This is a genomic window from Catenulispora sp. GAS73 (genome assembly GCF_041262085.1).
Lineage (GTDB): Bacteria > Actinomycetota > Actinomycetes > Streptomycetales > Catenulisporaceae > Catenulispora.
In genome coordinates this window covers 41,472-53,513 of sequence record NZ_JBGCCM010000012.1, presented here as the reverse complement: position 1 = coordinate 53,513, position 12,042 = coordinate 41,472, and the positions used below count along the sequence as shown (strand labels likewise).

The 12,042-nt window shown below is 69.6% G+C and carries 13 protein-coding genes; 10 read left to right on the top strand and 3 right to left on the bottom strand.

Translation table 11 applies throughout. The annotated features are described in order from the left end of the window. The first annotated feature begins 285 nt into the window (after positions 1–285). Both ABH935_RS19420 and ABH935_RS19415 read left to right on the top strand, forming a co-directional pair. A complete protein-coding gene (locus tag ABH935_RS19420; RefSeq protein ID WP_370379314.1) occupies positions 286–879 on the top strand; it encodes a YidB family protein in 594 nt (197 codons plus the stop codon). A 54-nt stretch (positions 880–933) separates the two neighbouring features. Beyond that, the gene (locus tag ABH935_RS19415; RefSeq protein ID WP_370379313.1) at positions 934–1,878 is read left to right on the top strand and encodes a ribose-phosphate diphosphokinase; all 945 of its coding nucleotides are present in this window, start codon (positions 934–936) and stop codon (positions 1,876–1,878) included. Between the two features lie 33 nt (positions 1,879–1,911). Here ABH935_RS19415 and ABH935_RS19410 read toward each other — a convergent pair whose 3' ends face one another. Both ABH935_RS19410 and ABH935_RS19405 read right to left on the bottom strand, forming a co-directional pair. After that, complete coding sequence (locus ABH935_RS19410; RefSeq protein ID WP_370379312.1) at positions 1,912–2,676, bottom strand: dienelactone hydrolase family protein; 765 nt, start codon at positions 2,674–2,676, stop codon at positions 1,912–1,914. Positions 2,677–2,686: 10 nt separating this feature from the next. Continuing rightward, complete coding sequence (locus ABH935_RS19405; protein ID WP_370379311.1) at positions 2,687–3,517, bottom strand: putative RNA methyltransferase; 831 nt, start codon at positions 3,515–3,517, stop codon at positions 2,687–2,689. A gap of 118 nt (positions 3,518–3,635) precedes the next feature. Here ABH935_RS19405 and ABH935_RS19400 point away from each other — a divergent pair, with 118 nt between their 5' ends. Continuing rightward, positions 3,636–3,989 carry a hypothetical protein gene (locus ABH935_RS19400; protein ID WP_370379310.1) on the top strand — a complete coding sequence of 118 codons (354 nt, stop codon included), beginning with the start codon at positions 3,636–3,638 and terminating at the stop codon, positions 3,987–3,989. A gap of 51 nt (positions 3,990–4,040) precedes the next feature. Here the strand turns inward: ABH935_RS19400 and iolB are convergent, their stop codons facing one another. Then, positions 4,041–4,826 carry a 5-deoxy-glucuronate isomerase gene (gene iolB / locus ABH935_RS19395; RefSeq protein WP_370379309.1) on the bottom strand — a complete coding sequence of 262 codons (786 nt, stop codon included), beginning with the start codon at positions 4,824–4,826 and terminating at the stop codon, positions 4,041–4,043. Positions 4,827–4,911: 85 nt separating this feature from the next. Here iolB and ABH935_RS19390 point away from each other — a divergent pair, with 85 nt between their 5' ends. Genes ABH935_RS19390 through ABH935_RS19360 form a run of 7 tightly spaced genes read left to right on the top strand, consistent with a single transcriptional unit; the run spans position 4,912 to position 11,976 of the window. Then, positions 4,912–5,652: a GntR family transcriptional regulator gene (locus ABH935_RS19390; RefSeq protein ID WP_370379308.1), complete on the top strand. Its 741-nt coding sequence runs from the start codon at positions 4,912–4,914 to the stop codon at positions 5,650–5,652. A 19-nt stretch (positions 5,653–5,671) separates the two neighbouring features. Next, positions 5,672–7,108, top strand: a complete 1,437-nt coding sequence (locus ABH935_RS19385) for an extracellular solute-binding protein (protein ID WP_370379307.1) — start codon at positions 5,672–5,674, stop codon at positions 7,106–7,108. After that, the gene (locus tag ABH935_RS19380) at positions 7,077–7,991 is read left to right on the top strand and encodes a carbohydrate ABC transporter permease (protein ID WP_370379306.1); all 915 of its coding nucleotides are present in this window, start codon (positions 7,077–7,079) and stop codon (positions 7,989–7,991) included. The genes ABH935_RS19385 and ABH935_RS19380 overlap by 32 nt, the downstream gene beginning before the upstream one ends. Continuing rightward, positions 7,988–8,818 carry a carbohydrate ABC transporter permease gene (locus ABH935_RS19375; RefSeq protein WP_370379305.1) on the top strand — a complete coding sequence of 277 codons (831 nt, stop codon included), beginning with the start codon at positions 7,988–7,990 and terminating at the stop codon, positions 8,816–8,818. The genes ABH935_RS19380 and ABH935_RS19375 overlap by 4 nt, the downstream gene beginning before the upstream one ends. A gap of 10 nt (positions 8,819–8,828) precedes the next feature. After that, entirely contained in the window at positions 8,829–9,917 is a 1,089-nt protein-coding gene (locus ABH935_RS19370; protein ID WP_370379304.1) for an ABC transporter ATP-binding protein, read from the top strand. Then, positions 9,917–11,140: a CehA/McbA family metallohydrolase gene (locus tag ABH935_RS19365; RefSeq protein WP_370379303.1), complete on the top strand. Its 1,224-nt coding sequence runs from the start codon at positions 9,917–9,919 to the stop codon at positions 11,138–11,140. Before ABH935_RS19370 ends, ABH935_RS19365 begins: the two co-directional genes overlap by 1 nt. Next, positions 11,137–11,976 carry a TIM barrel protein gene (locus ABH935_RS19360; RefSeq protein ID WP_370379302.1) on the top strand — a complete coding sequence of 280 codons (840 nt, stop codon included), beginning with the start codon at positions 11,137–11,139 and terminating at the stop codon, positions 11,974–11,976. The genes ABH935_RS19365 and ABH935_RS19360 overlap by 4 nt, the downstream gene beginning before the upstream one ends. Positions 11,977–12,042 lie beyond the last annotated feature (66 nt).

The window sequence follows — 12,042 nt, the reverse complement described above, 5'->3', positions numbered from 1 at the left end:
CGGCCCGCATTCGGCGACCCGCACCTCCGGCGCGCCCGCAGCCCAGGCCGGCCCGCTCCCGCGCCGCACACCTGACCGGCCGCGGTCCCGGGCGCCAGCGCCTCCGACCTGCAAGTCGCTGCCAGCCCCGGCCCACGCGAGCCCCGCAGCGCGCGCCGCCCCATCCCCACCAGCCCCCGCGCCTCCCGACTGGCGCGTGCACCCACCCTGCCCGAGGCTGGGTCGTGGGGCGCGGCGGTGCGTGGCCGCCGGGCGGGCGCGGCCCGAGCGTCAGGAGCGCGCGTCATGGCAGGTTTCGACATCAATTCGCTGCTGAATCAGTTGATGGGGAAGCAGGGGCAGCAGGCTGCGCCGCAGGAGCAGCAGGCTGGTGAGCAGGGGCAGCAGCCCGCGCAGGCGATGGGTGCCGCGCCCGCCGGTGGCGCCGGTGGGCTTGGTGGGCTGCTCAGTAGTGGGATGCTGCAGAAGCTCGCGCCGATGATCGGTGGGTTGGTCGCCGGGGGCGGTCTGTCGAAGCTCATGGAGCAGTTGAAGGGTGGTGGGCTCGGGTCGCAGGCGAAGTCGTGGGTCAGCTCCGAGCAGCCGAATCAGCCGGTCAGCGGGGAGGAGATCACGCAGGCCCTCGGGCACGAGCAGATCGCGCAGGTCGCCAACACGCTCGGCATGAGTCACGAGGAGGCCGCGCAGACCATGGCGGCGACGCTGCCGCAGGTCGTCGATGCGATGACGCCGGAGGGCCACCTTCCCGAGGGCGCCACGGCTGCCACGGCCAGCTCGTCCGGCACAGCGAACGCGGCCGCTCCTCAAGCCGCTCAGCAGAGCGCCCAGCAGCCCGGATCGCAAGGTCAGAACCGCCCTCCGGCCGGTGGGACCTCCTAAGGACGCCCGCAGGGCAGTTGATCCGCCCGGGTGGGAGATCGCTACCATGCACACATGCGCGACATCGCAGTGTTCAGCGGAAGCGCCCATCCGACCCTGGCCGCGGAGATCTGCGCGCACCTGGAGACCTCACTGAACCCGGTGCGCACCATCCGCTTCGCCAACGACTGCCTGGAGGTCCAGCTCCAGGCCAACTGCCGCGAGCGCGACGTGTTCCTGGTCCAGCCGCTGGTCGCGCCGGTCCAGGAGCACCTGGTCGAGCTCCTGCTCATGTGCGACGCGGCCCGCGGCGCCTCGGCGGCGAGGATCACCGCCGTGGTGCCGCACTACTCGTACGCCCGCAGCGACAAGAAGGACGCCCCGCGCATCTCCATCGGGGGACGCCTGGTCGCCGACCTCATGGTGGCCGCCGGCGCCGACCGGGTGCTGGCCATGACGCTGCATTCCCCGCAGGTCCACGGCTTCTTCTCGGTCCCGGTCGACCACCTCAACGCGCTGCGTGAGCTGGCCAAGCACTTCCGCGACTACGACCTGTCCAACACCACCGTCGTCTCCCCCGACCTGGGCAACGCCAAGGAGGCCGCGGCCTTCGCGCGCCTGCTCGGCGTCCCGGTGGCGGCCGGCGCCAAGCAGCGCTTCGCCGGTGACACCGTCGCCATCAGCTCGGTGATCGGCGACGTGAAGGGCCGCGACGTCATCGTCCTCGACGACGAGATCGCCAAGGGCAGCACCGTCATGGAGCTCCTGGACCGGCTGCGCGACCTCGGCGCTCGCAGCGTGCGAGTGGCCTGCACGCACGGCCTGTTCGCCGCCGGCGCCCTCAAGCGCCTGTCCGACCAGCCCGACGTCGAGGAGATCGTCTGCACCAACACGGTGCCGATCCCCGCGACCGAGGAGTCGGACAAGCTCACCGTCCTGTCCATCGCCCCGGCACTGGCCGAGGCGATGCGACGGATCCACAACGGCGAATCGGTCAGCGCACTGTTCGAAGGGCTCTGAGAAGACGGCCCGGGGACCGGGAAAGCGGCGTCCTCATGACAAGTGCTCCCCGTAGAACTCGAAGATCCGCTCCCAAGCGTCCATGGCCGCCTCCGGCCGGTACGACACCCGGTTCACGTTGAAGAAAGCGTGCCCGGCGCCCTCATACGTCTTGAAGTCGTAAGTCTTCCCCAGCTTGTCCAACGCCGCTTCCAACCGCGCCGTCTCCTCCGGCGACGGATACCCGTCGTCCGCACCGAAGTTGCCGAGCAACGGACACGACAGCTCAGCCAGCCGCCCCTCCAGCGACGTCGCCCGCAGCCCCGTCGACTCCGGGCTGTCCACCATCACGAACGCCCCGTAGTTGTCGACGGCCGCCTGCAACTCCAGCCCACACGCCGCGAGCAGCGCCTGACGCCCGCCCGAGCAGTGCCCGATGACACCGATCTTGCCGTTCGCCGAAGACAGCGCACGCAGGTACTCCGCAGCCGTGCCGACATCAGCGATCAGCCGCTCGTCCGACACGCCGCCATCCGCGCGCACCGCAGCCGCAGCGTCCTCGTACGAGACCCCCGGCCCGCCCTCCCGGCTGTACAGGTTCGGGACCACCGCGTTGTACCCGTGCACCGCGAACGTCCGCGCGTACTCACGCGTCGCCTCGTCGTACCCGGGCAGGTGGTGGATCAGCACGATGCCGCCACGCGGCGCCTCGTCCTGCGGAATCGCCAGGTAGGCCTCGATATCAGCGCCGTCACCGGCGGGGTAGTGGACGGTCCCGGCCGAAATGGCATTCGTCATCGCGATCTGCATGCCGGACATAGTGGCACGCTCACATCGGAGACAGGACGTAGGCACGGACGGCGACCGTCACCGCACCGCCCGATCGGACCTCCCCGGCACGCTCGTGCCAGGCGTTCGGCCCCATCCCGATGACTTGCGCAACCTCAGCCGCCGACAAAGCGAGGGTCGCCCGGTACGTGTGCTCGGCCTCGACCGTGAACCGGTCCGCGAACTGCTCGCGCAGCCGCTCCGGCTTGCGGTCGTCGACCGCCATCAGGCCGTACTCGTCGATCAGCTCTCTGAGATGGTCCGGCTCGGGCACCACGACGATCGCCCGGCCGCCCGGGTGCAGCACCCGCCGCATCTCGCGCGGATTGCGCGGCGCGAAGACGTTGAGCAGCACCGACGCGGCCCGGCCACGCACCGGCAGCCCGGCCCACGCGTCCGCGACCACCGCGCCGATCCGCGGATGGGCCCGCGCGGCGAGGCGGGCGGCGTGCTTGGAGATGTCGAGCGCGATGCCCGGCCGGTCCACCGCCTTCAGGACCCGCGCGAGGTAGTAGCCGGTCCCCGCGCCGAGATCGAGCACACAGCTGTCGTCCGGCGCCACCGAAGCGCTATCAGCCGCCACCCCGGCGATCATCTCCGCGATCCCGTCATAGTGCCCGGCGCCGAGGAACGCCGCACGCTCCGCGACCATCTCCGCGGTGTCGGCGGTGCCAGCGGCTCCCCCACCTGCCAGCAGCGAGACATAGCCGTGCCGTGCGACGTCGAAGACGTGCCCCTCCTCACACACCAACCGCATCCCCGGAGAGCCCTCGACGATCAAGGCGGTGGCACAATGCGGGCAGGACAATGAGTCGACGACGTCCGAGATCACATCCCCAGTGTGACCGAATAGGTGCCGGAAACGGGAACAGGCGGAGGCACCCTCCTCGTTGATACACTTTAAACGCGATACAACGCGTCTTTGGGGCCGCTGCCGAGAGGGACTAGCCATGGCCATGAGAACGACGATCCGCCACGACGGTGACCACGCCCCGTCCGCCAAGCCGTTGATCCTACTCACCACGATCGCCGTGCTGCTTCTGGTAGCCGTGCCGATCTCGATCCTGGTGGCACTGTTCATGATCGTGTTCGGGCACGTGACCGGCGGCTTCGCCGTCATCGGGGTCACCGTGCTGGCCGCGATCCTGGCCGTGGTGGCCGCCGGCGCCAGCGGCTTCCGGCACCTGCAGAAGGTCGTCGAGCACAAGTCGTTCCGGGTGGTGCAGCTCGGGCAGCGCGACTACCACTACGAAGGCGACAACTGCGGGCACGACCACTCGAACGACGAGATCCGCATCATCTGAACCAGGACATCTGAATCCCGAAGACGCGTCGGACCTGGACGCGCCGTCCCCTCAGGCGCTCCAGGTCTGCCGTATCCACGCGTGCCGCGGGTCGTCGCTGAACGCCATCGAGCGCTCCGCCCCGCGGTCCCGGCCGGCCAGCACGTTCAGGTAGTACAAGTCGTAGCCCGGCATGGCCATCGACGGCCCGTGGTAACCGTACGGGATGAGCACGACGTCCCCGGCCCCGATCTCCCGCAGCACGTCGATGTCGCCGGCCGACGAGGAGTAGACGCGCTGGTACCCCGGACCGCCCTCGTAGTAGTAGATCTCCTCCTTGGCGCGCTCCCCGCCCTCGACGTCCTCGTCGTGCTTGTGCGGCGGCCAGGACGACCAGTTGCCGCCCGGCGTGATCACCTCCACCGCCAGCAGCCGGTCGGTCTCGAAGGACTCCGGCGCGCAGAAGTTGTTCAGCGTCCGCGCGGCCGATCCGGCTCCGCGCTGCTCCACCGGCACCGCCTCGCGCGCGCCGTACCGGAACGGCAGGTCCGCCTCGGCCCGCGCCGTGGGAATCGCGACGCGGCACGGTCCGTCGACCGCCGTCAGCCGCACCATGCCGCGCCGCGGAATGTAAGCGAAGTCGCTGGGCCCTGCGAAGACGTTCTCGCGTCCGTGCAGCAGGAATTCGTCGCTACCGCACCTGACTGTGCACGAACCGGCCAAAGGCAGGACTAACGCCTCATCCTCTGCGGTAAAGAACTGATATGAACCGCCGAACGTCGCGGTCTTCAGTCCCGCGTAGCGCCAACCCGCCGACTCGGGTGTGATGTCGATGGTGGTATCGCCGACCGATGTCATACCGCCTCCCGCTAGCTGCATAGCAGGACGGAGTTCGCCGGTCAACCTGTTGTCCGGACAAAGTGACCGCAGCATACTGACCCTCATGGGGATCCGACCGCGGATCGAGGTGGACCGCTCCTCCCCGATCCCGCTCTACTTCCAGGTCGCCGAACAGATCGCCGAGGCGATCCGCACCGGCGAGCTGGCGCCGGGCGACCAGCTGGACTCCGAGGTGCAGATCGCCGAGTCGCTGGGGCTGTCCCGGCCCACGGTGCGCCAGGCGATCGGCCACCTCGTGGACCGCGGCATGATCGTCCGGCGGCGCGGCGTGGGCACGCAGATCCTGCCGATGCCGGTCCGGCGCGAGATGGAGCTCACCAGCCTGCACGACGACCTGGCCCGCAGCGGCCGGGTCCCGGCGACGGACGTGCTGCTGCTGGCCCGGGTCCCGGCCGAGCCGGAGGCCGCCGCGGCGCTCGGGCTGCCGGCCGGCACGCCGGTGACGAAGGTGGTGCGGCTGCGCCGCTCGCAGGGCGAGCCGCTGGCGGTGATGCGGAACTGGCTGCCCGAGCCGGTACCGCCGTTGACCGTGGAGCTGCTGGAGACCCGGGGCCTGTACGAGGTGCTGCGCAAGGCGGGCATCCGCATCTGCGTGGCCCGGCAGCGGATCGGCGCGTGCACCGCCGACGCCGAGCAGGCGGCCCTGCTGGAGGAACGGCGCGGCGCGGCTCTGTTGACCATGGAGCGCACGGCTTTCGACGACGGCGGGCGGGCGGTGGAGTTCGGCAGCCACATCTACCGCGCCTCCCGCTACAGCTTGGAAGTCACAGTCACCGAGCACTGAGACCCCCGCGGAGGCACCGATGGGAGCACATTCCGCACAGTCCAGAAATCTTCGAACCCTGATGGCGATCGGCGCGGCGGCCGCCGTCCTCGTCGCCGGCTGTTCCAGTTCCTCCTCCGGCTCCGGCTCGAAGCCGGCCAACGTGAACTCCGCGAACCAGCCGAAGAACCCCACACTGGTGATCACCGCCAACGACATCGCCGGCGGCAAGAACAGCAACGAGGCGAACTGGATCCAGAAGACCCTGATCCCGGACTTCGTGAAATCCGAGGCGGCCAAGGGGATCACGGCGAACGTCACGTTCCGGCCCAACGGCGTCGACGACACCTCCTACAAGTCCAAGCTCGCCCTGGACCTGCAGTCCGGCACCGGCGACGACGTCTTCGCCCTGGACGGCATCTGGGTCGGCGAGTTCGCCGACGCCGGGTATCTCAAGCCTCTGACCGCGGTGGCCGGCTCCCAGGCCGACAGCTGGGACGGCTGGTCCCAGATCTCGCAGTCCGTCCAGGCCCTCGGTGAGTACCAGGGCCAGCGCTACGGCGTCCCGAACGGCACCGACGCCCGCGTCATCTTCTACAACAAGAAACTGTTCGCGCAGGCCGGACTGCCGGCCGACTGGCAGCCGACGAGCTGGCAGGACGTCTACGACGCCGCCGCCAAGCTGAAGGCCCTTCCGGGGGTCACGCCGGTGCAGTGGGACGGCGGCGTCCCGATGGGTGAGGCGACCACGATCCAGGGCTTCCTGCCGCTGCTGGCCGGGGCCGGCGGCTCGCTGTGGAGCAGCGGCAAGTGGATCCAGGCCGGCGCGGCCTTCAAGGCGGCCCTCGGCTTCTACCAGAAGATCTACGGCGGCGGATTCGGCGACCCGGTGCTCCAGGAGGACGCCAAGGGCCGCGACAAGTCGTTCACCGACTTCGCGGCGAACAAGATCGGCATCTACGCGGAGTCCGACTACATGTGGCGCTCTGTCGTGAATCCGAAGGGCGGCACGGCGCCGATGGCCGACCGCGACACCGCCGTCGGGTACGCGCTGATCCCGTCCGAGACCGCGGGTTCGGGCGTGAAGGGCCAGAGCTTCGTGTCCTACTCCGGCGGCTCCGATTGGTCGATCAACCCCAAGACCAAGTACCCGCAGGCCGCCTGGGACTTCCTGGCCTTCCTGAACTCCAAGGCCGAGACCGAGTCCCGGATCGGCGGCGCGGCGCTGATCACCGCGCGGACCGACGTCAACCAGGAAGTCCTGGCCAACGACCCGATGCTGAAGTTCGCCACCGAGAAGGTCCTGCCGGTCACCAACTTCCGACCCTCGCAGGCGGCGTACAACGACGTGTCGAACCTGGTCCAGAAGGCGGTCGCGGACGTGGTCGGGGGCAAGAGCCCGGCGGACGCCGCGGCGGCCTACGAGAAGGCGCTGGAGGCGCTCGTTGGCGCGAGCGACGTCGCCCCGGGTCCCTGAGGATCCCGCGGGGCTCGGCAGGGCGCGCGCGGCGGGGATCGCCGCGCCCGCCCTGCTCGTCGTCGCCGCGTTCCTCGTCTTCCCCGCGCTGTGGACCCTGTATCTGGGCACGACGAACTACCGGCTCACCGGCTTCGCCGCGCGCCATCCGCGCAGCGTCGGCCTGCAGAACTACACGAACGTCATCCAGGACCCCGAGTTCCACCACTCGCTGTGGCTGACGTTCGAATACGTCATCGTCTCGGCGGTGATCGGGCAGGCCGTGCTGGGCTTCACCATCGCGTGGCTGCTGCGCGACGCCACCGGCTGGTTCAAGCGGCTGATCGAGGCGCTGGTGCTGCTGGCCTGGATCCTGCCGAGCTCCGTGGTGGCCTTCCTGTGGGTGGCGATGCTGGACCGCGACGCCGGGACGCTGAACGCCCTGCTGCGCACCCCCGGCACGGCGTGGGCGATCGAGCACCCGATGGCCGTCATCATCGTGTTCAACATCTGGCGCGGCACCGCGTTCTCGATGCTGCTGTACAGCGCGGCGCTCACCGGCGTGCCGCCCTCGCAGCTGGCGACGGCGCGGATGTTCGGCGCGAACTCCTGGCAGCAGCTGCGCGACGTGGTCTTCCCGCACATCCGCGGCCACATCCTGACCAACCTGCTGCTGATCTCGCTGTGGACGTTCAACGACTTCACGCCGTACCAGATCACCGCCGGCGGCCCGAACGGGAAGTCGGAGATCCTGCCGGTGTACATCTACCAGACCGCGCTGTTCGACGGGCAGATGGGCCTGGGGGCCGCGATCTCGTTGCTGATGCTGGTGATCAATCTCGTCGTGGCGCTGGTGTACCTGCGGCTGCTGCGGGAGCGACGCCAGGAGCGGGTGGCGGCATGAAAGATCCGACCGTGCGCGCGGCCCTGGCGAAGATCGGCCGCTACACGTTCCTGTCGGTGCTGCTGGGCTTCTTCGCGCTGCCGATGCTGTGGCTGGCGTCGGCGCCGTTCAACGCGCACCCGACCCTGGACGTGAGCATAAGCTCGTTTACTCTTCACAACTTCTCGGTCCTGCTGAAGGATCCCTATGCGCTGCCGTCGCTGTGGAACTCTCTACTGCTGGCAGGGGGTACGGCTCTGCTGACAGTGGGGTTCGCAGCGGCGGCGGCGTACGCCCTGAGCCGGGTCCGGGTCCCGGGCCGCGACGGCATCCTCTACGCGCTCCTTCTGTTGTCCTCGATCGTGACCGGAACGGCAGCGATGGTGCCGCTGTTCCAGCTGGCGTTCAAACTGCATCTGATCGACTCCCGGGTCGGGGTGATCCTGGTGTTCACCGGCGGCCTGATCCCGGCGGCGATCTTCATCCTGAAGGACTTCACCGACAACACGCCGAAGTCCTACGAGGAGTCGGCCCGGGTGTTCGGCGCCTCGCCGTTCCAGATCATGCGGCACATCGTGCTGCCGATGATCCGGCCCGGCCTGGCCACGGTGACGGTCTGGGCCGTGGTGAACGTCTGGAGCAGCTTCCTGATCCCGTACATCCTGGTCCGGAACCCGGACAAGTACCCGGCCTCGGTGGTGCTCTACACCTTCTATACCGAGGGCGGCCAGCCGAACCTCGCGCTCATCTCGGCCTTCTCTCTGTTGTACTCGATTCCAGTCATCGTTTTGTACCTGTTCGTCAGCCATCGCTATGGTTTCCGGTTCCACGGCGGGATCAAACGGTAGGAGGAGACCCTTGGCCGAAATCAGAACCGTGGACCTGACCAAGACGTTCGCCGACGGCGGCGTCACGGCGCTGGACGCACTGAATCTCACGATCGAGGACGGGGAGTTCTTCGCGCTGCTGGGCCCGTCCGGCTGCGGGAAGACCACACTGCTGCGGACGCTGGCCGGACTGGAGACGCCGAGCAGCGGCGCGGTGCACATCGGCGAGACCGACGTGACCCGCACGCCGCCGGGCAAGCGCGGAGTGGCCATGGTGTTCCAGGACTACGCGCTCTTCCCGCACATGACCGTCACGGAGAACATTGCGTATCCCCTGCGGGTACGCGGGGTTCCCAAAGCCCGACAACGGGAAGCCGTCCTGGCCGCCGCCTCCGAGCTCGGTCTGACAGGCACCGAGACCACAGCGGGTTTGCTGGACCGACGCCCGGGCGCTTTGTCCGGCGGACAGCAACAAAGAGTGGCTTTGGCCCGGGCCACCGCGGCTGAGCCGTCCGTTTTTCTCTTTGACGAACCCCTGTCCAACCTTGATGCTCGTCTCAGGCTGGAGGCGCGGACGTTCCTCAAGCGGCTGCAACGCGAACTCGCCACCACCACGGTCTTCGTCACGCACGACCAGGCCGAGGCGCTGGCGCTCGCGGACCGCATCGCGGTCATGCAGTCCGGCCGTATCCGCCAGCTGGGAACACCGCGTGAGGTGTACCGCAGGCCGGCGAACACGTTTGTGGCTTCTTTCATCGGCTCCACGCCGATGAACCTGCTGGAGGGGGTAGTCCGTGACGGACGCGTTCTGGTCGCAGATTCCGAGATCGCGATGCCTGACGGGACCGGGGAGCGCCTGGCCGAACGCGCCGAGGTGGTCCTTGGCGCGCGCCCGGAGTACTTCCGCGTATCGGCGGATCCACGCGATGGGGCGTTTCGGGGCACGGTAGAGGTCGCCGAGAACCTCGGCAGCTCGCTGCTGCTGACGCTGGACGTCGCCGGCACCGCGGTGCAGGTCGTGGTCGCGGAAGAGGACGAGCCGGAACCCCAGGCCACTGTGTGGGCGTTGCCCCGCAAAGACCGGACTCTGCTCTACGCGGATGGGGAGTTGGTGGGCTGATGCGGCTGGACGGCGTGTGGTGGCTGGAGGACCGGCTGCGGCAACAGCTGCGGCCGGTCCCGTTCGAGGTGCCGCCCGGCGTCTCGGAGATCGAGGTCCGGCTGGAGTACGACCAGTCCGCCGGCGCGGTCCTGGACCTCGGCTGCGCCGGCCCCGAGGGCTTCCGCGGCTGGTCCGGCGGGGCCCGGGAGTCGTTCCGGATCGGGGTCGGGTCCTCGACGCCGGGCTATCTGGCCGGGGAGATCCTGCCCGGGGTCTGGCACGTGTGGCTGGGCCTGCACCGGGTTCCGCCCGAGGGCGTCCGGTACTCGCTGGAGATCACGTTCTCCGACAAGGCCGTGAAGGTCTCCAGGGACCTGGACTACCACCATGTCAGGGCCCTGGAACGACCGCCGGCCCGGGAGCTGCCGGCCGTCGGCGGCCGGCGCTGGTTCGCCGGCGACCTGCACGCGCACACCGAGCACAGCGACGGCAAGCTGACCGTCCGGGAGCTGGCCGGGCTGGCGGCGGAGGTCGGCCTGGACTTCCTGGCGGTCACCGATCACAACACGATCAGCCACTACCCCTTCCTGGAGAAGCAGTCCGAGGTCAGCGGCGTCACGCTGATCCCCGGCCAGGAGGTCACGACCGACCTCGGGCACGCGAACGTGTGGGGCTCGAAGGAGTGGATCGACTTCCGGCGCCCGGCTTCGCAGTGGATGAAGCAGGCCGAGAAGGCCGGCGCGCTGTTCTCCGTGAACCATCCGCTGGCCGGGGACTGCGCGTGGCGGCACCAGCTGACCACGCAGCCCTCCATCGCGGAGATCTGGCACTGGTCCTGGTTCGACCGGACCTGGGGCTGGCCGCTGGCCTGGATGAAACGGCATCCGGCGGCGATCATCCCGGTCGGCGGCAGCGACTTCCACGAGCCGGACGGCCTGCCGGCCTCCCTCGGCGAGCCCGTCACCTGGGTGCTGGCCGACGAGTGTGAGACCCCTGCGATCCTGTCCGGCATCGCCGCCGGCCGCACCGCGGTCTCGGCCACCCGGACCGGCCCGCTGGTGCTGCGCTGCGGCGACGAGGTGACGACGGTGGACGCCGACGGCCTGGTGCTGGTGCGGCCGGACGAGACCCGGGTGGTGGTGCGCGCGGACCGGTCGGGGCGGCAGTCGTTCCCGGCGTCGCAGACCGGGGTGTATCGGTTGGAGACGTGGCGCAACGAGGTGGTGGCGCTGTGCGCGTGACGGAGCCGCGACCACGACCGCAGCCGCAGCCGCCGGCCTGGGCAGTGAAGGTCGCGACGGCACCGGTGAACTTCGGGATCTACTCGGCCGAGAATCCCTTCATCAGCGCGGCGGAATACGCCCGGATCGCGGCGGACTGCGGGTATGAGGGTACTGATCTGGGGCCGCACGGCTACCTGGACGAGGTGCTGGCCGACGCCGACTCCGGCCCGCCGCTGGCCGGCGGCTGGCACGACCTGCGCTTCGGGCAGCAGGAGGGGTTCGCGGACGACTTGTCAGCGCTCGAAGACACCGCGCGACTGCTGCGCATCCGCAACCGGTACCCGGACATGAGCAGCTTCGCGCCGAAGCCGACGTTGGCGTGCCCGCCGTCCGAGCCGCTGGACGCCGCCGGGTGGGGGCTGCTGGTCCGGCAGGCGTACCGGGCCGCGTCGCGGTGCCGGGAGCACGGGCTGGAGCCGGTGTTCCACCACCATCTGGACACCAGTATCGAGACGCCGGACGACATCGACCGGCTGCTGGAGTTGACGGAGCTGGAGCTGTGCCTGGACACCGGGCATCTGCTCGCGGCCGGCGGGGATCCGCTGGCGACGCTGGCTCGGTGGGGGCATCGGGTGCGGCACGTGCATGTGAAGGACGCGCTGGCTGACGGGACGTTCTGTCGGCTCGGGGAGGGGCGGCTGGATCTGGGGGCGTTCCTGGACGCGTTGCGGGCGCTGGCTTATGAGGGGTGGATCGTGGTCGAGCAGGATGTGCCGGACCGCGGTCAGGATCTCGGGCGGATCATCGGGGACATGCGGCACAACCGTGCGGTGCTGGCCGGGTTGGGGGTGTGATGGCGGCTGGGGGTTTGTCTTCGGCGGCGGGTGGCGGGTCGGTTGCCGGGTCGGTTGCTGGTTCTG